Below are 20,677 nucleotides of genomic sequence, written 5' to 3' on the forward strand. Positions count from 1 at the left end.
ATCAACTCTCTGTTATAATGAAAGGCAAAGAAAAGAGAGGAAATATTTCAAAAAACAAGCAGCAGCTGGTGCTGCGGTGTGAACATCTATCAAGACAAAATAAAAGCGGGTGAACCAAGTGGAAACCATTCGAGTGCTCATAGCGGATGATGAAAAAGAAATCAGAGATTTATTGAAAACCTATTTAAAAAGAGAGTGTTATGAGGTTGACGTGGCAGTTGACGGAGAAGATGCGTTAAGGCTGTTTGAACAAAACCATTACCACCTCGTGATATTGGATGTCATGATGCCGAAAATCGACGGCATCGAGGTCTGCAGAAGGATGAGGAATCATACGAATGTTCCGATCCTGATGCTGACCGCCAAAGACCTTGAAGGCGATAAAATTTTAGGACTATCCATCGGCGCCGACGATTATATAACAAAGCCCTTCAGCGTAAACGAAGTGCTTGCGCGGATCAAAGCCATGCTGAGGCGCTTTTTGGTCCTCGGAAGCGAAAGCCGCTCCGATGAACAATCGCTGATTCAATTTAAAGGATTGACCATCGATTTGAAAACATATACGGTCACCGCGGGCGGACAGGAGATCTCTCTGACGGCGAAGGAGTTTGAACTGCTGAAGTTTTTCGCCTCAAATCCGGGGCAGGTATTTACGAAAACGCAGCTGTTTCGAAACGCATGGAGCGATCAATACATAGAAGATGACAATACGGTCATGGTGCATATCAGAAGGCTGAGAAAAAAAATAGAGCCGGACCCTTCCGATCCACAATTTATTCAAACTGTTTGGGGAATTGGCTATAAGTTTGTAGGTGAGAAAGATGCTGACCGATAAAAAGCTGCTGCTTCTCATTCTGCAATGTGCGGCGATTGCAGCACTTTTGTTCATCTATATGAAAACGGCTTCCTTTGGGGTTTTCAGCACAATGTTGTTTATTTTTCTGTTTGCCGTTACCGCGCTGCTGTTTACGATGAGGCTTCGCTTCATCGATCGCTTAAAGCTGATCGAAACCGAGCTGAAGCGCGTGGCGGATGGAAATTTAAGAAGAAGATTGCTGGCGAAAGGCGGTCAGCCGTTTAATGAAATCATTTTTTCCATTAACGAATTGATAGAGCAGCTTGAAAAAGTTCAAATCAACGCCGCAAAATCGGAAGCGGCCAGAAAACGGCTGCTGTCTAATATTTCCCACGATATCCGAACGCCGCTCACATCAATTATTGGCTATGTTGATGCATTAAAAGACGGGGTCGCGTCTTCGGAAGAAGAGAAACAGGAATATCTCAATATCCTTTCTAAAAAATCCAACAGCCTCAAGCAATTGATCGATGAAATATTCAACATGGCGAAATTGGACGCGAATGAAGTCCAGTTGAAAACAGAGTTTTTTGACCTGGCCGAAGTCGCTAGGGAAACGCTGATCGACTTTTTGCCGGAACTGAAAAAACATGACATTGATTTGAATGTACAGATCCCGGAAAAGAAATGCTCTGTTATTGCAGATCGGCTCAGCTTGATCCGCGTGATCGAAAACATCGTGAGAAACGGCATTCATTATGGAAAAGAGGGAAAAGTACTTGGAATCGAACTGACGGAATCAGAACATGAATATCAGCTTCTCATCTGGGATCAAGGTCCGGGAATTCCGGAAAACGATATTGAAAACGTGTTTGATAGAATGTACCGCAGAGACCGGTCGAGAAGCCTTGATGACGGGAGCGGCCTGGGGCTTGCCATCGCCAAATCGCTCGTCGAAAAAAACCGCGGACGCATATGGGCACAGAGCGTCCCGTGGGAAAAAACGACGTTTGGTTTTTCGCTGCCTAAACAAAACCATCTCCAATCATTTAAGAATTAATTAAGAATTGGTTAAGAAGAAGTTAAATCCTTCTGTTTATGATGTAGTTATAAGGCGAGTGAAAGAGAGTGGATCAACTTTGAACACAATTATTAAAACGACGGATCTCACGAAAATGTACGGGCCGCAAAAGTCTGTAGACCATCTCAATATCAATGTAAAACAAGGAGATATATACGGATTTTTGGGACGAAACGGCGCCGGCAAAACGACGACGATCAGAATGCTGCTGGGTCTGATCAAACCGACCAGCGGGCAGATAGAAATTTTCGGAGAGAATTTTTTCAAGAATAAAAAAGAAATTTTAAGAAGAATCGGATCTATCGTGGAAGTGCCCGGCTTTTACGCGAACTTGACGGCAAGGGAAAACCTGCTGATCAATGCGAAAATCATAGGTATCCATAAAAAAAATGCGATCGATGAAGTATTGGAGATCGTGGGCCTGCAGCATGAAACGAAAAAGCTCGTCGGCAAGTTTTCCTTGGGCATGAAACAAAGGCTGGGAATTGCAAGAGCCTTGCTTCACTATCCGGAGCTGTTGATACTGGACGAGCCGACAAACGGCTTGGACCCGATCGGGATCAAAGAAATGAGAAGACTCATTCATTCTCTCGCCAAAGAAAGAAACATCACCATCTTTATATCAAGCCACATTTTGTCTGAAATCGAACAGCTCGTCGATCATGTCGGGATCATTCATGAAGGAAAACTGCTTGAAGAAATTCCGTTTGACCATCTCAAAAAAAGAAACCGCAAATATCTGGAATTTCAATTATCCGATCAAAATAAAGCGGTCGTTCTGATGGAACAGCATTTTGATATTCATGACTACGAAGTTCACCAGGACGGGATCATCCGGGTATACTCCCATTTGGGCCAGCAGGGAAAGCTGAATAAATTGTTTGTCGAAAACGGAATAGACGTATTGAAGATTGCGATGAGCGAAGACAGTCTTGAAGACTATTTCGTGAAGTTGATTGGGGGCGGGACGATTGGCTAATTTGCTATATACCGAATTGCTGAAGCTTAAGCGGTCACAGATGTTTCTTGTCAGTATCCTGGGAGCGGCGGCAGCCCCTTTTATCTGTTTTATATCGTCTTTGGCTAAAAAAGCCAAGTACCCTGATGTACCGATTCGCTTCAGTGAGACCTTTTCCGATACCAACCTGTATATTGTGCTTTTGATCGGAGTCCCGTTGTATGGCGTGATTACATCATATTTATTCAATCGGGAATACGCTGAAAGCACGCTAAAGAATCTATTGACGATTCCTGTTTCAAGAATCAGCCTGATTGTCAGCAAATTGGTTCTGCTCCTCATTTGGATCATGATGCTGACGTTGATTGCCTGGGTGCTGACGCTGCTGTTTGGGCTGATCGGCCAGTTTGAAGGGCTCAGTTCGGCGGTTTTAATAGATGGGTTTAAACAATTTATGATAGGCGGGGCACTTCTTTTCTTCCTGGTCAGTCCAATTATATTTGTGACACTGCTGTTTAAAAACTACGTGCCCACCATTATCTTTACAATCATTATATCAATGGTCAGCATTATGGTATACGGCACGGAGTACAGCGCTTTACTCCCCTGGTCGGCGGTATGGGTGATCGCTTCGGGTACGTTCTTTCCGGAATATCCGCCCGAATATTCTTTTATCAGTGTTGCCGCCACAACCGTTCTTGGATTAGCCGCGACAATCGTTTACTTTAAAAAAATCGATATTCATTGATGCAGGAGGAGTCTAAGGGAATGTGCAACACATGTTTGTACATTCCTAATCCCAATAAAGGCTTATTGCACAATTTTGATGGATATATTTAGGATAAAAGTATAAAAAAGGAGAATGGAACATGTCTTTTTCAGAATTAAATATTGATGCTTTTCGTTTCATTAATGATTTGGGAAAAGAGTATTCGATGCTGAATCCGGTCGTTTACTTTCTGGCCGAATATATGATGTACTTCCTCGCGTTGGGTCTTGTCGTTTATTGGCTGACCCGGACGACAAAAAACAGATTGATGGTCATTTATGCAGTCATCGCATTTGTGATTGCCGAAATTCTTGGGAAAATCATGGGCTTTCTGCATTCCAACTATCAACCGTTTGCCACGCTTCCGAATGTCAACAAGCTGATAGAGCATGAAATTGACAATTCGTTTCCGAGCGACCATACGATTTTGTTTTTTTCAATCGGCTTTTTAATCTTCCTGTTTCACAAAAAGACGGGCTGGCTGTGGCTTGTGCTTGCGTTTGCCGTAGGCATTTCCCGCATTTGGTCGGGCGTTCACTATCCGCTCGATGTTGCGGCGGGAGCCCTTCTTGGCGTGTTGTCAGCTCTGTTTGTATTCTGGACAGCACCGAAGCTGTCATTTATTCATCAAATGCTGTCCCTTTATGAAAAGGTGGAACACCGGATTGTTCCTTCCAAAAGCAAATCGAACGATAAATCGAAGAACTTTTAAAGGATGAGGCTGCCTTGGATTTAGGCAGCCTTTGCTATGTGCACTCACAAATAAACGATCGGCTTCTTCATCCTCCAAATCGAAGGCGGTTCACGACAGCAAGAGTATATGACCGTCTCCATGAAGGTAGACGGTCTGTCGGGTGCTTTGTTTTTTTGTACGAATAACAGCTGTAGAATCGCTTTCCAGGTATATAGGTTCCTCTTCTTCCTCCTTTTTTCATCCCCATTATAAAAGATGCGGGTTATCCATGACGAAAATTCCAAATAATAGGAATTGAATACAAGTAAAAATATGGTATAATATCAAATACATAGGAGGTGATAATTTCCAATAGGTAATGATAAAATGGTCCATTCTGCTAGAAATCTATTTTTTCATCCATTAAAATGAGAGAACTCGGACATTAAATTGTTTTGGATGCGGCAGTAGCTTATGGATGGCAGCTGAAGACGTACATACGAATTATCAAAAATACGGAGGGAAACGAAATGAAAAAAGCGATTTTAGGGTTTTCTTTGTCTGCGGCGCTCCTGGTTCCATCCTCATTCGCTGCGGCTGCTGGGGACGGGCAGCTGACAAGTGAGCAAAAAGAACTGCTTGAAGCCAAGACAGAATACGTGCAGTCACTTCCTGAACAGGCATCTGTCCAAAGCGGTGTGACGGCATATGCAGGAAAAAGGCTCACAATTAAAAGAGGAAGCTTCCTCGCCTGGTCGAAAGATTATATCGACTGGTACTACAACGGCAAAAAAGTATCGAAAAGCAGCGGATCGCAGGATGTCGGCTACGTCTTTCCGAATGTCGTGAGAGCAAAAGGGATTAAAAGGTATTACAAGTCTTCAGGGCTTCACAAATGGAGAGCGAAAAAAACGCTGAGCTTCGGGACCGTTACACCGTGGGGAGATGTTGAATTCGCCAGCTCAACCTTTACAGACAGAAGGTGGGTCAATAAAAAAGGAAAATACGGAAACGATTAATTTGCCGTAAGCCATTTCATACAACGCTGCTAAAAGACTATTTTGAAATTAATGGCAGCGTTGTATAATGGAGAATGTTGCAACACCATCCTGATGCAAGAAAGGATTTTTTAAATTGATCAAAATCGATGACCTGACGAAATCTTATGGAAGCAAAAAGGTATTCAACCGTCTCAACATGAATATCGAAAAAAACAAAGTCACCTTCCTGATGGGAGAAAACGGCGCCGGGAAAACGACGCTCTTGAAATGCCTGCTCAAGCTGGAACATTTCGAAGGCGGCATTCTGTACGACGGAGAGCCGCTTGAAGCCGTCAGGAGCAAAGTGCACGTTATCTATGACGATTCCCCGTTTTACGATCATCTGAGCGGATATCAAAATATTAAACTGTTGATCAATAAACCTGCCGGCAAAGAAGAGCTGGAACAATTATCGCAAAAGTTCCTCGGCCGGGCGCTGCTGAAAAAAAAGGTTAAGACCTATTCATACGGACAAAAGAAAAAGCTGGCCTTAATGATCGCTGCATTAAACAAACCGTCATATTTGTTTTTGGATGAGATATCAAACGGGCTTGACTACCGGTCCATGATGGAGCTTCAGGCGCTGATCAATGACTGGTCGAGCAGGATGACGATTGTTGCCGCCGGCCATCAGTTTGAGTTTTATTCTTCAATCGTCGATCAATTATACGTGTTGAAAGACGGTTCAGCTATCCACATAGACAATTTTAAAACGAATGGAGCAGAATTGGGCGATGTCTATAAAGAATATTTATAATATTTTCAAAAAAGAGCTTGCATTTCAATCATATTCTAAAATGCTCGTCATGTTATTGCTTCCTCTATTATTCATTTCATCCGGATACATATATGTACATTATAAAAATACAATTGACAGCTATCAGCAGTTTAAAAAGACTGAAGACGAATATAAAGAACTCGGCATCGATATTAAACAGGCGCTGGCGTCGCCCGTCAAGGTGAAGGAAGGGGAGCTGAAAAGCGAGGATGGCGACGGAGAGATCGTCGAAAATATTTTAAGGTTTGACTATGAGAATTTCGTCTTGTCCCTCCATCATCTGGAGCCCAAGCAGTCGGTTATCATGACGCTTGAGCTGATGGGCTTCATCATTTTTCCCTTGGCTTTTACGCTGTATGCCATCTATATCTCCTCTTACGACATCAGGTTCAAGACGGTGAAAGTGAAAGCTGTCAGCCATGATTGGAAATCCGTTCTGCTGGCCAAACAGTGTTCGGTTTACATGGTGATGGCTGCCGCCGTGATCGCCGTTGTATGTACGGCATATGTGTCAAGCTTCGTCTTTTATTCCCTGGCTTCAAGGGCCATACCGGTCGGCGAGTTCACAATACCCGCTGTTTCAAAAAGCAATATCCCGCTTCAGCTCGTTGTCGTTCTGGCGGTCAGCTTCATTTTTTCGACGGTCGGATTTTATTTGGGCGTCCTCTTCAGAAGCTTTATTACGCCTGCTTTGCTGTATATCGTTTACAGCCTGCTTATCCCTGCTTTGGGGAGATTCGATTTGAAAAACCTGCTGTCTAATCTCGGGCATGCGGTTTTCAGTTTCAGCGGCGGCTTTAAACTGTTTACACCGGTGAAGGTGGACATGATTCCGGTCGTCATCATTTTAGCCGCATCTGTCGGCTTGCTGTCTGCGGTTACTTATTATATGGCGCACAGGCAAAGCAAATATGTCGTTTGAAAAAAGAGCGCAGGCACTTGCGCTCTTTTTTTGCAAGCGACGGATGCCCGTTGGCTCAGGTTTGGCAGGCGAGTGTCAAATAGTTGGAACAACAGAATCTGCCGTCTCTGGATGAGGCGGTTGTTTTGATTGAAACCTTGTTCCTCGTAAATATTCGAAAAATTCTATATAATAATAAAGCGGTCTCAGGAATTCATGCACTTTTTAGTAAACAGCTTTTGAACAGAGGGCAGGTGAGTATAATGGCGAATCAGGATTTGAATTTGCACACGTTATATACGAGTCATACCCGCGATGCCTGGGCAAATCTCGGCGGGCATATGGCGGTAGAAATGACCGAAGAGGAAGTAAAAAGGCTTGAAGGTTTAAATGACTATCTGTCTTTGGAAGAAGTCGAAACCGTTTATGTTCCGCTGGCGAGGCTGCTTTATTTACACCGGACAACTCAATATGAACGGAACACCCGGGTGAACGGTTTTTTGAACTATCCTCACGCGGCCAAAATTCCGTTCATCATCGGGATTGCCGGAAGCGTCGCGGTTGGAAAAAGCACGACGGCCCGCATCATTCAGACGGTGCTCTCGCGTTTGCAGGAACGGCTGAAAGTCAGTCTGATCACAACCGACGGTTTTCTTTACCCCAATGCGGTGCTGACAGAAAAACAGATAATGTCGAGGAAAGGGTTTCCGGAAAGCTATGATGTCAAAGCATTGCTTGAGTTTTTAAACGATTTAAAATCCGGCAAGGAAATCGTTCACGCACCCGTTTATTCCCATTTAACGTACGACAGATTGGAAGGGGTTTACGAAACGGTTGAACAAGCGGATATCGTGATCATCGAAGGCGTCAATGTGCTGCAGACACCGACGATTGAAGACGACCGGACAAAACCGCGGGTTTTCGTTTCCGATTTTTTTGACTTCTCGATTTATGTGGATGCCGAAGAAGACCTCATTATCAAATGGTATCTTGAACGCTTTCGCATGCTCAGAGAGACGGCTTTTCAAGATCCGACATCTTATTTCCATAAATTCAAAGACCTTGCGGACGAAGAAGCGGACCATATGGCAAAGTCAATATGGGAGACCGTCAACCGTCCGAATTTGTATGAGAACATTCTGCCTACAAAATTCCGGTCTGATTTAATCTTGAGAAAAGGCGAAGGCCACAAGGTGGAAGAGATTCTCGTCAGACGGGTATAGAGGAGGCTTGCATGATCCATCATATTGAACTGTATGTTTCAGATTTGGAAGCGTCGAAGCGCTTTTGGGGCTGGTTTCTCGGAGAGCTTGACTATGAAGTTTTTCAACAATGGGAAGACGGGATCAGCTGGAAAGCAAACGGCGCCTATCTCGTGCTTGTGCAGGCGAAAGAGCAGTTTGTCAAAGCGGGTTATCACAGGTGCCGCATCGGCTTAAACCATCTTGCTTTTTACGCGACATCCAAAGAACAGGTCGACGAAATGACAATGAAACTGAGGGAGCGGGGATGCCGCATTTTATACGAAGACAGACATCCGTTTGCCGGCGGAAGCGGGCATTATGCCTTGTATACCGAAGATCCCGACCGCATTAAAGTCGAACTTGCGGCGCCTTGAGGCGGGCGTCCGCCGGAAGGCCGGCCTTTGACCGAGCCGGCCTGTTTTCAATTAATGCTGCATCGTTTTTTTCGAACTTAATTTGACTTTTGCTTCATCTATTTTGAGCTTCCGGAAGGCTGCCACCAGGAAAGGAACGCCGCAAATAGTGACAGCAGACAGGATTGCAAAAGTGAAAAACGGCTTTTCCGCTCCAAAGGCGTCCAGCAGCATTCCCCCCGCCCAAGGGCCGATCACGCTTCCCAGCTGGGTGAAGCCTATAGCCCCGAAGTAAGTGCCTTTCAGCTCAGGCCGGGCAATCCGGTCGACCAGTAAATCCATCATCGAAAAGAGAAGCACTTCCCCGATCGTAAACACGATAATGATCAAGACGATGGACCATAGATCGTGGAAAAACGAGAGGCTGAACAGGCTTCCGCTAATCAGCACATTTCCGGCAATCAGCGATAAAATCGGTGAAAACCGTTTGGCGATATGTACGATCGGGTACTGTACGACAAGCACGGCCAAGGCATTCAGCGTCAGCATCATACCGAACACTTTCGTTCCGTCTTCGATGAACGGGCTGGCCGCCATGTATTGTGCGAGCGTCGATGTGAAGTGGGAATACCCGAATAAACAAAGAATCGAACCGATTAGTGTAATCGTAAATACCCGGTCTTTTTTTGTCACCTCCAGCGCGTCCCGCACTTTTATACGCTTATTCCGCTCAGTTGCCGGTACGGTGTGGTGTTTAAATTGAATGACCAGCACCGCCGCATAAATAAAATAAATGAAAGCCGCAATGAAAAACGGCAGCGTCGTTTTCGAAGATCCGAGGTACAGGCCTAAAAGCGGACCGAAGACGACGCCGAGGTTGATCGCGGTATAGCGGAGATTAAAGACGAAAAGGCGCGTTTCGGGTTTGGATACGTCTGAAAGCAGCGCTCTTGAAGTCGGTTCAAACAAAGCGCGGCATAATCCGTTTAAGGCATTCATGACAAAGAATGTCCAGACATGATCGGCGAGCGCGAAACCGGCGAACACGAATGTCCAGCCGAAAATCGAAACGAGCATGATGGTTTTCCGGCCGAACCTGTCTGATAAGTACCCGCCGTAAAAGCTTGCCGCAATTCCGATCAGAGAGCTCGCTGCAATGACGGCGCCGGCAAAGCCGGAAGAGGCGCCTTTCACTTGTGTCAAATAAATTGCTAAAAAAGGGATGCTCATGGCTGTGCCCATACGTCCGAAAATGGTTCCGACAATAATGGTCCAGCTGAGCGGGTGGATGTTCTGCCATTTTTGTTTCATGATAAACTCTCCGTTACGTTTTTATTTGTTTATCATACATGAAACAAATGGCGGTGAATAGAGGAATTTCTATATGCTGGGTGATCAAAAGGAGAACAAGCCTTGATTTGTGACATAATCATAGATGACATCTTCGATATGGGCATGCAGCCCCTCATTCGGTTCCTCGATCCGCCTTTCCTGCAAAGCCAGCTTCAGGATTTCTTTTTCGCCGGGGCTGAGCGGATCGGTTGCAACATTGCGTCCGTACTGCTTCAGCGCCTGTCCGAGCATTTTTTCAATCAGTTTCTCATCCATTTGTCTTTCTCCTTTAGGAGCGCTTTTTCTTTTATCTTACTAGGAAAAAACGAGGTTCTCAAGGGAGCTTTCAATTTGAGCCATTAAACCGGATGCGGCAGCATTCCGAACTGGAATGATCCGCCATGTCACCTTCTTTCCAAAGAAGGTGTTTTTTGTTGCTTTCAGCCAGGATTTTCTTTGGATAAAATTACGCCTGGAAATCGAACGTATATTCGGAGTATAGTATTCATACACTAATTGTGCGAACATCAGTTCTTTTTGGAGGGAGAGAGATGGATTACGGTCAATATCCGTCGCGTTCGGTTTTGTGCGTTGATATGCGGAGCTTTTATGCAAGCTGTGCCGCAGTCCTGCTCGGACTTGATCCGATGACTTGCCTGCTGGCGGTTGTCGGAAACACGGAGCGGCAGGGGAGCATCGTTCTCGCTGCTTCTCCGGCTCTGAAAAGAGAGTTCGGCGTGCAAACGGGAACAAGGCTTTATCAGCTGCCGGATGATCCGCGCATCAAGCTGGTCAATCCAAAGATGGGGCTGTTTGTCCGTGTTTCTACAGAGCTCACCCGGCTGTTCTGCCGCTATGTGCCGCCTGATGCCATTCATACGTACAGCGTGGATGAAAGCTTTATTCAGGTGGACGGTGTTGAGAGCATGTGGGGAGACGCCCGAACGATTGCGATGAAAATTCAAGATGATATGGAAAGGGAGTTTGGCCTTCCCTGTGCTGTCGGAATCGGACCGAATCTGCTGATGGCAAAGCTGTGCCTTGACCTTGAAGCGAAAAAATCAGCAGACGGAGTGGCCGTTTGGGGCTACGAAGACGTGAAAACGAAGCTGTGGCCGCTGTCTCCGCTGCGCCGCATGTGGGGAATCGGCTCCAGGCTGGAAAAGACGTTAAACCGGATGGGGATTTTTACAGTCGGTCAGCTGGCTCACTATGATCTCAAGCGGCTTGAGAAAACATTCGGGGTGATGGGAAACCAGCTCTATTATCACGCTTGGGGCATCGACCTTTCAGCGATCGGAGCGCCGCTCTTGGAGGGGCAGGTCAGCTATGGAAAAAGCCAGATTTTGCTTCGCGATTACCCGAATCCGGAGGAAGTCAAGCATGTCATTCTTGAAATGTGTGAAGAAGTGGCCAAAAGGGCGCGCGCCCACCGCCAGGCGGGCCGGACCGTCAGTCTTGGCGTCGAATACAGCCGCGATGAGCTTGGCGGCGGGTTTTACCGTTCAAAAACAATGGAAAGCCCTTCAAATGTCACCCTTGATCTATACCATACATGTCTGGCATTGTTCGAGCGGTTTTATGCCGGCAAAACGGTTCGGAAAATTTCCGTCTCTTTGTCCAATATTCAAGACGATACCAATATGCAGCTTGATCTTTTTCGTCCCGATCAGGAAAAGAAGCGGCAGCTCGGGTACGTGATGGACGGCATCAGAGAACGGCACGGATCAACAGCGCTTTTGCGGGCCGTTTCCTATACAAACGCCGGGACGGCCCGGCTGCGGTCAAAATTGGTCGGAGGCCATCAGGCATAGAAAGGAGAATCATTTATGCTTCGCGACAGAGGCAGTATCAAATGGGTTTCCATGATGCTGCCTGAGCACGTGGAATTGCTCAGGGAATATCATGAAAGCCTTCAAAAACTCAAAAAACCGATCCTGGATGAACAAAAATATGAAGAATTTAATGAAATCATTTGTGAAGCGATGGCAGAAAACAGAATGTTGCAATTTGCCTATTATCGGCAGGGGGAAGTGAAAACGCTGGCCGGCCGGATTCACTATGCCGACGCCCTGAAAAGGGAGCTGCGGATCGTAAGCCGGGCGGATGAAATATGCATTTTAAAGATGGAGGATATCATTGAGATTGAATACGATTGTCGTTTATAATAGAATCAGTATTCGGAGGTGGATAAAATGGTAAATGACATTCATTTGCCGACTGCAGCGTCTCATGCAAAGCCTGTTATCTTGAAAGGCGATACTTTGCATGAGGCGGGGTTATAAACAAATCGCCTAAAAAAAGCAAGGTATCATTTCTGATCATCCGGCTTTGCACCTTATTTTTAAATATAGATCCATAAATAAGGAGCTGGCAGAAATGAAGACACCTTTTATCAGAAATGACCAATATAATTTTATTAAGTTTCAAACGGACAGCCTTGTTCAGGGACATGCGAACATCAATGACGAAAACGTACTTGACGTTTTGAAATGCAATGCGCTCGATCAAGTGTTCAACCTGTTTCCTGATCTCAGCAGCGATCAAAAGTCTTTGCTGCAGAAGATGGCAGAAGTGGAAGACAGCGGTGAAGCGATGCGCTTTTTAGCCGAATTAAAGCCTCATGTCATTCCATTTCAGCGTATAACAGTAAAAACCGCTAAAAAGCTATTTTCTAAAGTGAAGAAGTTAAAGACGCCCGATTTTGAACAGATGGATTTCAGCGGATATTCCTACCTGGGATGGAATGATGCAGGATCAGGCAGAAAGTACATGATTGTGGATGCCGGCGGAAAGCTGACCGGAATACACGGCACCATCAAATCCAGCAATAAAAAAGGAATCTGCGCGATATGCAACAGGACCGAAGAGATCGGACTGTTCATGGCCCGGGTGAAAAGCGGGAAAGAAACCTATACAGACAGAGGCAATTATATTTGCTGTGACAGTGAAACATGCAATCAAAATGTGATGACGCTGGATCATCTGAACCATTTCGTCGCACAATTAACGAAAGAATAAACGAGAACCCCCCCGGCTAAGCTTTAGCCGGGGGGTTTTATGATTTGGCTTTTAGCCTGCCTCTTTCGCAGCACTTCGCTCTCCGAAGAGACGGGTGGTCAGCCCGGGAACAGCCATACATAAGAATACGGAACGTCCAAGGCTGAATAAAAGAAAAGCGAGCCACAGCCCATGGTTTCCGAAAGCGGGCACAGCGGTAAAAAAGGCGGCCAGGAAGACGAGAACAGCCAAGAACATTGAATTTCTGACCGGGCCTATTTCAGTCGCTCCTGTAAAAATCCCGTAAAAAACGAGTCCGAAACTTGCGGCCAAAGGAAAGAGAGCGATCCAAATATCATAGGTTTTCGCTGCTTCCAAAACGCTTTCAAGCGGTGTAAACAAGGGAAGGATTACACCTTTCAAAAGAAAGTAGCCGACTGAAAGCAGCGCGGCCGAGATCAGCGACCACTGGATCGAAAGGGAAAGCGTACGGGAATAAAGTTCCCGATCCATTCTTCCAACGGCTTTCCCGGCAAAAATGCTCGATGCATTGGCAAATCCGTCAAACACATAAGCCATCATATAATGAATTTGAATTAAGATCGCATTTGCGGCCAAAACTTCAGCGCCGAAGCCGGCTCCTTTAGCCGTAAACAAATTAAAAACCGTTAAAAGGCACAATGTCCGAATCAATAGATCGCGGTTGACAACCATCATTTTTTTAAACGGTTTCGGGTCGAACAAAACCTTGACGGACGGCAGCTTAAACCGCATGGCGGCATTCGTTTTCACAAGCAAGCAGCCGATCAGGCAGCCCGTCACTTCCGCAATCAAAGTGGCTAGAGCGATGCCGTATACTTCCATGTGAAAGACGTAGACAAAAACGATGTCAAGCACGATATTCAAGACGTTCATCGAAATCTGCAAAAGCAATGTCACTTTGATAAGGGACATTCCCATCAGCCAGCCGAGAATGCAATAGCTGATTAAAGCAAATGGAGCGCCCCAAATCCTCAGCGAAAAATACTGCGAGGCGAATTCAGCGGTATGGCGGTCAGGCTGTATCAGCGTCAGCGCTGCGTATTCAAGCGGTTTTTGCAAGAGAATGAACATCAGTCCGGCAAAAACCGCGATGCAAACAGGCCGGGCAAGAGCCAAAACGCTCTCTGATCTGTTTTGGGAGCCGAGCGACTGAGCAGCGAACCCCGATGTGCTCACCCGCAAAAAGCCGAGGAGCCAATACATCGTATTAAAAATCATCGTTCCGACTGCAACACCGCCGATGTAAGCAGGGGAGGAAAGCTGCCCGGCTACCGCCGTATCGACCGCCCCCAGCAAAGGAGTGGTGATCGTTGAAATGATCAGCGGAACGGCGAGTGCTAGATAATGTCTGTGATTCATCTCTTATGACCCCCCTTAGGATTCAAACACCTGAAGCAGCTTTTTGGCATATGGGTGCCTTTCGGCAGAAAAAAGCTCTTCTTTTTTAAATTGATCGGCAATCTGCCCGTCTTTCATGACCATGATGCGATGGCTCATAAAGTGGACAGCGGCCAGATCATGGGAAATAAACAAATAGGAAAGCCCCATATCATCCTGCAAATCTTTGAGGAGGTCGAGGATCTTCGCCTGACTGGTGACATCCAGGCTTGCCGTAGGCTCATCAAAGATGATTAAAGACGGGTGAGTGCTGATGGCTCTGGCGATTAAGGCCCTTTGGAGCTGCCCGCCGCTTAATTCATGCGGATAGCGGTCAAGGAGGCTCGAGGGAAGGCCGACCATTGAGAACAGACGCTCAGCCGTCAGACGGCGGCTGCCTTGGAAGTCCTTTAAAAATGGCGGTATGTCTTGTTTGGAAACATCAAGCGGCTCCATAACTGAATCGATAATATTGAGCTTTGGATTCAATGATGCGGCCGGATTTTGAAAAACAGCCTGCAGCTTTCGGCGCAGTCTTCGGGTCTCTTTTTTGTTTATGCCGGGAAGCGGATGTTGATGAAGCCGAATCTCTCCGTGATCGATTTTTTCGAGCAGGAGAAGGCAGCGCGCGAGGGTGCTTTTCCCGCTGCCGCTCTCGCCGGCGAGCCCGAGGCATTCGCCTTTTCGAATGGAGAACGATACATTGTCAACCGCTTTGTGGCCGCAAGCGTAATGTTTTGTCAGATTGCTGACAAAAAGAACGGTTTCTGCTGAATGGGTCATCACGCACCTCCTGTTCCCGCCAGCGCCGCTTCCTTTGTTTCAGGCGCGGCTGTCAGCCTCGGCGGAGGATTTTTCAGCGGCGGGACGGCTGCGAATAAACGTCTTGTACATTCATGTGCCGGTTGTCTGATTAAATCAGCGGTTAAACCGCTTTCGACGATTTCTCCGTTTTGCATGACAGCGGTTTGATCGGCGTACCTTTTGACAAGCCGGAGGTCATGAGTGATAAAAAGGATGGCGCAGTTTGTTTTGGCGCGCATCACGGTGAGCTGTTGCAAGACGTCCGCTGCCGTGATGCTGTCTAAAGCCGTTGTCGGTTCGTCTGCGATGAGAAGCTTCGGGCGGAGCACCATCGCTTGAGCGATCGCGGCCCTTTGCAGCTGCCCGCCGCTCAATTGAAACGGGTAGCTTTCATATACTCTGTTTTCCGGCAGAGAAACCTCCCGAAAAGCGCGGAGAATCGCTTCTCTTCGCTTGTTCTTAGACCAATCGGTATGCGTTTTGACCATTTCGTCAATTTGTCTGCCAATCCGTATAAAAGGGGTGAATGCTCCGTGACAGTCCTGAAAAATACAGGCGATATCTTTTCCGCGCATGCGTCGGAGCGCTTTGCGGCCGGCTTGAAGCATCTGGCGGCCCTCGAATATCGCGTCTCCGCCGGACACCGTTAGTCCGTCCGGAAGCAGCCCGGCTATGGCCGAAGCGGTCAGGCTCTTTCCGCTGCCGCTTTCCCCGAGCAGCGCGAACCATTCCCCTTCATGAATCGAGAAGGAAGCATTTTTGACAATGGTGTGCTGTCGGGAGCTGATTGATAAGCCCTCAATGGATAACATCGGCATGCTAAGAAACTCCTTTCTTGTGTTTAACGTCAAACCTGTCCCTTAAACGATCACCGTACAGGTTGGACAACAGAACGATGAACATGATCGCAAGACCGGGAATCACCATAAGCTGAGGCGCATGCAAAAAGTAATGTTTTCCGTCATTCAGCATGGCGCCCCATTCCGGGTATGGAGGCTGAGCACCCAGTCCGATATAGGACAGGGCAGCAATCATTAACACCGTTTTTCCGATATCAAGTGTCGCAAGTACGGAAACGTTGCCGAGAACATGGGGCAGCAAGTGCTTTTTTAAAATCGCCCCGGAGCCTAAGCCAGTCAGCTCGGCCAAGGCGATGTAATCTTTTTGTTTTTCCGAAAACACCGTGCTGCGGACCAGCCTTGCATAGCCGACCCATTTGACAGCGACAACGGCTAATATTAAGTTCATCAGACCGGGGCCAAGCAAACCGCTTAAAACAATCGCGACAATATAGTCCGGAAACGCCATGACCGCGTCAACGATTCTCATGATCATCCGATCCAGCCGTCCGCCGAAAAAGCCGGAGACAAGCCCGACGGGAACGCCTATGAAAACGGAGATCAGAATCGCGGCCAAGGCGGTGCCGACCGTCGCTTTCGCACCGGCGATCATTCGGGAAAATATATCTCTGCCCAAATGGTCTGTCCCGAGCCAGTGCTGCAAGCTGATCGGCTGGAGACGGTTGGCCATATCTGTGCGGAGCGGATCGAACGGCAAAAAGAAGGGGACGGTGAACAGCGCCGCGGAAAACAGCAGCACGAACCACAGTCCTGTTTTGGTTCGGAATATAAGTTTGACGTTTTTTCTCATCGGCGTCCAGCCTCCTTTAAGCGAATTTCCGGATTGAGGTACCGATAGGAGAGGTCGACCAAAAGATTGATCAGGACAACCGTGATCCCCATGAAAAGAATGTACCCCTGAATGATCGGATAATCACGCTGAACGATGGCGTCAACGACAAGCTTGCCGACGCCGGGATATGCAAACAGGACTTCAATAATCACCGTGCCGCCGAGCAGGCTGCCGAGGCTGACCCCGAATATCGTGATGACAGGGACAAGACAGTGGCGAAACGCGTGAAAGAAGAAAATTCTCGCCTCGCTGATACCGCGCGCCCTGGCTGATCTGATGAAATCCTGACCAAGGCTTTCGATCAAGCTTGACCGTACAAGGCGGACATAAACGCCCGACATCGCGATCCCGAGCGTGAGAGAGGGGAGAATCAAATGTTTAAACGTTCCGGCTCCCATCGACGGCAGCCAATTCAGCCTGACGGAGAAGAGATCGATCAGTATCAATCCGAGCCAAAAGCTTGGGAGCGCGGCTCCCACTAAAGCGAGCAAGCGGCCGAGATGATCGATCCACCGATCCCGGTATAAAGCGGAAAGCGTTCCGACCGGCACGGCGATCAGCAGCATGACGAGAAGCGATGCGCCGGTCAGAAGCAATGTCGCCGGGAATTTCCGGCTGAGCTCGTCGATGACGGGTTCGTGTGTTGTATAGGATTTTCCTAAATCAAATTGGAAAAAGCGTTTAAACCAGTTCCAATATTGAATATAAACCGGTTTGTCCAAACCGAGCTCCTCTTTGAATGCCTCGATCTGCTCGTCTGTTACCGCTACATCATCTACGCGAAGCATCTGTTTCACCGGATCACCGGGAGCTGCTTTCATAAATACAAAGCTGATAAACGAAAGCAGGAATAAGAATAGAACCAGTTCAAACAGCCGCTTAGCGATCTGCTTCATTTCGTTTTCACATCCAAATCTTTCGTCAGCATATAATACTCACTTTTGCTCGTTTCCCAATTTAATACACCGTCTCGGTATGCCGTGATGTTTTCGGGAGTGACGATAAAAGAGTTCAATGTCTCCTTCTCGATCAATTCAGCTGCTTTTTTAGCAAGGCGGTCTCGCTTCTCTTTGTCGATTGTGCGGTTGAATTCCTCAATCCATTTGATCAAGGTTTGATTTTCGATGCCGCTGTAGTTTAAAGCGCCATTCGGTATATAGGCGGTGTTCAGCAAATAGCCGGCATCGCCTCTGGGCGCGGTCATCGAGCTGTATGTCGCCAAATCCCAATCATCGTTCTTCGCCAAATACTCATCGATATTTTCGACTTGTTGAATCTTAATCGAAATGCCCAGTTCCTTCGCATTTGATTCAAGAATTTGTGCGATTAAAGGCAATTCCGGACGAGACTGATAGGTTAGCAGTGTAAAAGATAAGGCTTGTCCGTCCTTCACGGCTTTGCCGTTTTCAAGCTCGTAGCCGGCTTTTTTCAGCTCAGCTTTTGCCGCTTCCAGTCCGCTCGGCTTTTGAACCGTACCGGCGGAAAACGGGAAATCCGCTAAGAAAGGTCCGTCTGCCGGCTGAGCATGCCCGTTCAAAATGCTTTCAGCGATTTCTTTGCGGTCCAGTAATGCGTCGAAGGCGCGGCGCAGGTGACGGTCAGCGAAATGATCCTTCTTTGTATTGTAGAGAATCTGGTGAACGCGCAAGCTCGGCACCGAATCAACGGTAATCGATGAATCTTTTTGAATTTGGTCAATATCCTCCACGCTCGGTCTGTAAATAATGTCGGCATCTTTTGATTGGAGAGCCATGACGCGGGCGTTTGCGTCTTCATTAAACGAAAATGTGACGTGCTTCAGCTTCGGTTTGCCGTCCCAATAATCGTCATAGCGTTCTAACTCTATTTTATGGCCGGCCTCAAAAGAGGAAACTTGAAAAGGGCCCGTCCCAACGGGCTGTTGAGAAATGTTTGCTGCGCTGACGTCAATGATCGATGTGTTTGGATGAACCAATTCTGAAGGGAATTCGGGAAAAGGCTCCTTTGTTGTAATCGTCAATGTTTGTCCTGCAGCTTTGATTTCTTTAATTTTTAAGGCGTTATTCATCGCTTTGCTCTCGCGTATCGTCCGTTCTAAAGACGCTTTTACCGCTTTGGCATCTGCTTTTTTGCCATTTTGAAACGTCAGATTGTCTTTAAGGGTGAAGACCCATGTTTGTCCGTCTTTACTTTCCCAATCCTTGGCAAGCCAAGGTTCGATGGAAAGGTCAGCGCTGATTTTGACGAGCGTTTCGCTGATGCCGGCGCGGACAGCCGTATAATTGACATCGAGATTCGGGTCAAGGGTTTGACTTGGAATATTGAAAAGAAAGGTGAGTTTCTTCTCATCACCTTTCGCTGAGTCAGCGCCTCCGGCGGAGCAGGAAGCGAGAATGAAGAGAAAAACAATCGGTATGATCATGCGTTTTGCTATGTAAGCCATCGGTTAATACCCCCAAGTAGTAATGATTTCGATTTACCTTCATTATCATAGGGGATATTTCCTTTGTTGTAAAGGAATGTTTGTTCGTGTTTGACGAAAGTGCGGGGACAAATTTTTCGGAGCCCGGCCAGCTTTTCCATATAAAATAGGTCTGCAAAAAAGAAAGCCCGAATAATTTGAAACAAGGGAGTTAATGGAACGATTTACAGGGGAAAAAAATATGCTGTTAATAAGATGTTCAAACAGCAAGTGAAAGGAGCCATAAAGCGATGATGATTACAGTAAAAATACGCCATACCGCTGAAACCGAAGGCACAGACATAGGTGACTTCACTCCTGCTGAACTCGAAAGCATCGTCCAGACGATCAGAAAATACGGAGCTTGGCTTTCACCTGATGCCGACGCAGATGATTATAAATTTACATTCCAAGACGCTAAATACAATCTCGAACAAAGAGTCTTTGAAATCATTGTGGAATAATCATATATCGACGGGGTTGACGGACACTGAATGAACGATCGGAAATGGCGTTTATTTAGAGTCCTTTTTATTTTTGCCGGGTGGGAAGACAGTCCCGATAAATGAGGAGGAGCCTTGAAGAAATTTAGCTCTTCAAGGTTCCTTCACTTTTACTTCCCGTTGACGGTCAGCCCGTCTTTAATCAAGGCATTCACTTTGCTGCTGAACAAAAGGCCGACATGGCTTACGCCTGAGATTTGCACATTGTTTGCACCACCAAGTTTGGAGAGGCTGTTTAAGACGATATAGTCGCTTGTGCTGTAAATCGAAGTGTATGAGATTTTGTCATTCGGAGCGATTCCCTGAGGCGCCGTGTTTGTAACCAGCCGGTTAGCACCCCCAAGGGTAACGACATGTCCGACTTTATCTGCTCCGTCCAGATTTTTAATATAATAGAGCGTATTGGCCCCGCCCATGCTGTGGGCGACAATATCGACTTTTGATGCTCCTGTTTGATTCAGCACATGCTTGATGTATTCGGATAATGTCGGCGCATTAATTTTATTATTTCCTGTTTTATCGATAAAGTTGATGGCGTAAAGCTCACTGCTTGTCCAGCCTTGAGATTGTAAATACGATTTAATGCCGATGAAGTTATAATTGGCTCCGCCGATGCCGTGAACCATGACGACCGGATTGTGGGAAGCGGCGGAAGCTGTTGAAGGCCGGCATGAAAATACGGACACAACAGACAGCATGCAAATCAATAGAATAGATAAAAATGAATGGCGACGCATTGTTTCTCCTCCTAAAAAAGTAATAAGTTCACAACAACGACAATTCTATAAAACGAACATATGAAAACGAAGTGTAAAATTATCTATTTTTTACACTCGGAAAAAGAGCAGTATATGAAACGGTTTTTTGCCGCTGGGCGCGCCGGTATCCTATGGG

The 20,677-nt window shown here is 46.7% G+C and carries 23 protein-coding genes; 14 read left to right on the forward strand and 9 right to left on the reverse strand.

Translation table 11 applies throughout. The features are described 5' to 3' along the window. Window positions 1–118 precede the first annotated feature (118 nt). The 10 genes from M1E06_RS08870 to M1E06_RS08915 all read left to right on the forward strand — a co-directional run bounded on the left by M1E06_RS08870 (window position 119) and on the right by M1E06_RS08915 (window position 8,614). A complete protein-coding gene (locus tag M1E06_RS08870) occupies window positions 119–835 on the forward strand; it encodes a response regulator transcription factor (RefSeq protein ID WP_025811198.1) in 717 nt (238 codons plus the stop codon). Beyond that, on the forward strand, window positions 822–1,856 hold the full coding sequence (locus tag M1E06_RS08875; protein WP_023855963.1) for a sensor histidine kinase: 1,035 nt from the start codon (window positions 822–824) through the stop codon (window positions 1,854–1,856). Before M1E06_RS08870 ends, M1E06_RS08875 begins: the two co-directional genes overlap by 14 nt. 79 nt (window positions 1,857–1,935) lie before the next feature. Beyond that, a complete protein-coding gene (bcrA, locus tag M1E06_RS08880) occupies window positions 1,936–2,856 on the forward strand; it encodes a bacitracin resistance ABC transporter ATP-binding subunit BcrA (RefSeq protein ID WP_023855962.1) in 921 nt (306 codons plus the stop codon). 40 nt (window positions 2,857–2,896) lie between these two features. Next, window positions 2,897–3,583 carry a bacitracin resistance ABC transporter permease subunit BcrB gene (gene bcrB / locus M1E06_RS08885; protein WP_229029997.1) on the forward strand — a complete coding sequence of 229 codons (687 nt, stop codon included), beginning with the start codon at window positions 2,897–2,899 and terminating at the stop codon, window positions 3,581–3,583. A 121-nt stretch (window positions 3,584–3,704) separates the two neighbouring features. Beyond that, complete coding sequence (gene bcrC, locus M1E06_RS08890; RefSeq protein WP_023855960.1) at window positions 3,705–4,316, forward strand: bacitracin resistance undecaprenyl-diphosphatase BcrC; 612 nt, start codon at window positions 3,705–3,707, stop codon at window positions 4,314–4,316. A 491-nt stretch (window positions 4,317–4,807) separates the two neighbouring features. Then, window positions 4,808–5,296, forward strand: coding sequence for a hypothetical protein (locus M1E06_RS08895; protein WP_023855959.1), 489 nt, complete (start codon window positions 4,808–4,810; stop codon window positions 5,294–5,296). Between the two features lie 115 nt (window positions 5,297–5,411). After that, window positions 5,412–6,074, forward strand: coding sequence for an ATP-binding cassette domain-containing protein (locus M1E06_RS08900; RefSeq protein WP_023855958.1), 663 nt, complete (start codon window positions 5,412–5,414; stop codon window positions 6,072–6,074). After that, window positions 6,052–7,017: an ABC transporter permease gene (locus M1E06_RS08905; RefSeq protein ID WP_023855957.1), complete on the forward strand. Its 966-nt coding sequence runs from the start codon at window positions 6,052–6,054 to the stop codon at window positions 7,015–7,017. The genes M1E06_RS08900 and M1E06_RS08905 overlap by 23 nt, the downstream gene beginning before the upstream one ends. A gap of 242 nt (window positions 7,018–7,259) precedes the next feature. After that, window positions 7,260–8,219, forward strand: a complete 960-nt coding sequence (gene coaA / locus M1E06_RS08910; protein ID WP_035338456.1) for a type I pantothenate kinase — start codon at window positions 7,260–7,262, stop codon at window positions 8,217–8,219. Window positions 8,220–8,230: 11 nt separating this feature from the next. Further along, a complete protein-coding gene (locus M1E06_RS08915; protein WP_035338457.1) occupies window positions 8,231–8,614 on the forward strand; it encodes a VOC family protein in 384 nt (127 codons plus the stop codon). 51 nt (window positions 8,615–8,665) lie between these two features. Here the strand turns inward: M1E06_RS08915 and M1E06_RS08920 are convergent, their stop codons facing one another. Next, window positions 8,666–9,904, reverse strand: coding sequence for an MDR family MFS transporter (locus tag M1E06_RS08920; protein WP_023855955.1), 1,239 nt, complete (start codon window positions 9,902–9,904; stop codon window positions 8,666–8,668). 84 nt (window positions 9,905–9,988) lie between these two features. Beyond that, a complete protein-coding gene (locus M1E06_RS08925; protein ID WP_023855954.1) occupies window positions 9,989–10,201 on the reverse strand; it encodes a YqzH family protein in 213 nt (70 codons plus the stop codon). Window positions 10,202–10,476: 275 nt separating this feature from the next. Here M1E06_RS08925 and M1E06_RS08930 point away from each other — a divergent pair, with 275 nt between their 5' ends. The 3 genes from M1E06_RS08930 (at window position 10,477) to M1E06_RS08940 (ending at window position 12,946) form a co-directional block, all read left to right on the forward strand. After that, window positions 10,477–11,739 carry a Y-family DNA polymerase gene (locus M1E06_RS08930; RefSeq protein ID WP_023855953.1) on the forward strand — a complete coding sequence of 421 codons (1,263 nt, stop codon included), beginning with the start codon at window positions 10,477–10,479 and terminating at the stop codon, window positions 11,737–11,739. Between the two features lie 15 nt (window positions 11,740–11,754). Continuing rightward, window positions 11,755–12,093 carry a YolD-like family protein gene (locus M1E06_RS08935; protein ID WP_020452064.1) on the forward strand — a complete coding sequence of 113 codons (339 nt, stop codon included), beginning with the start codon at window positions 11,755–11,757 and terminating at the stop codon, window positions 12,091–12,093. 211 nt (window positions 12,094–12,304) lie between these two features. Next, window positions 12,305–12,946 carry a FusB/FusC family EF-G-binding protein gene (locus tag M1E06_RS08940; RefSeq protein WP_456270528.1) on the forward strand — a complete coding sequence of 214 codons (642 nt, stop codon included), beginning with the start codon at window positions 12,305–12,307 and terminating at the stop codon, window positions 12,944–12,946. Window positions 12,947–12,997: 51 nt separating this feature from the next. On the opposite strand, the gene M1E06_RS08945 is transcribed toward M1E06_RS08940, so the two are convergent. Genes M1E06_RS08945 through nikA form a run of 6 tightly spaced genes read right to left on the reverse strand, consistent with a single transcriptional unit; the run spans window position 12,998 to window position 19,262 of the window. Further along, window positions 12,998–14,326: an MATE family efflux transporter gene (locus M1E06_RS08945; protein ID WP_035338458.1), complete on the reverse strand. Its 1,329-nt coding sequence runs from the start codon at window positions 14,324–14,326 to the stop codon at window positions 12,998–13,000. A 15-nt stretch (window positions 14,327–14,341) separates the two neighbouring features. After that, the gene (locus M1E06_RS08950) at window positions 14,342–15,127 is read right to left on the reverse strand and encodes an ABC transporter ATP-binding protein (protein WP_020452061.1); all 786 of its coding nucleotides are present in this window, start codon (window positions 15,125–15,127) and stop codon (window positions 14,342–14,344) included. After that, window positions 15,127–15,966, reverse strand: coding sequence for an ATP-binding cassette domain-containing protein (locus tag M1E06_RS08955; protein ID WP_035338460.1), 840 nt, complete (start codon window positions 15,964–15,966; stop codon window positions 15,127–15,129). Before M1E06_RS08955 ends, M1E06_RS08950 begins: the two co-directional genes overlap by 1 nt. Before the next feature lies 1 nt (window position 15,967). Next, entirely contained in the window at window positions 15,968–16,798 is an 831-nt protein-coding gene (gene nikC / locus M1E06_RS08960) for a nickel transporter permease (RefSeq protein ID WP_020452059.1), read from the reverse strand. Continuing rightward, entirely contained in the window at window positions 16,795–17,736 is a 942-nt protein-coding gene (gene nikB / locus M1E06_RS08965) for a nickel ABC transporter permease (protein WP_020452058.1), read from the reverse strand. Before nikB ends, nikC begins: the two co-directional genes overlap by 4 nt. Beyond that, on the reverse strand, window positions 17,733–19,262 hold the full coding sequence (gene nikA, locus M1E06_RS08970; protein ID WP_023855950.1) for a nickel ABC transporter substrate-binding protein: 1,530 nt from the start codon (window positions 19,260–19,262) through the stop codon (window positions 17,733–17,735). The genes nikB and nikA overlap by 4 nt, the downstream gene beginning before the upstream one ends. A 269-nt stretch (window positions 19,263–19,531) precedes the next feature. Here nikA and M1E06_RS08975 point away from each other — a divergent pair, with 269 nt between their 5' ends. Beyond that, window positions 19,532–19,744 (forward strand): hypothetical protein, encoded by a 213-nt coding sequence (locus M1E06_RS08975; protein ID WP_023855949.1) that lies wholly within the window; start codon window positions 19,532–19,534, stop codon window positions 19,742–19,744. A gap of 149 nt (window positions 19,745–19,893) precedes the next feature. Here M1E06_RS08975 and M1E06_RS08980 read toward each other — a convergent pair whose 3' ends face one another. Further along, entirely contained in the window at window positions 19,894–20,520 is a 627-nt protein-coding gene (locus M1E06_RS08980) for an esterase/lipase family protein (RefSeq protein ID WP_023855948.1), read from the reverse strand. Window positions 20,521–20,677: the final 157 nt, after the last annotated feature.

The organism is Bacillus sp. AK124 (assembly GCF_053903085.1).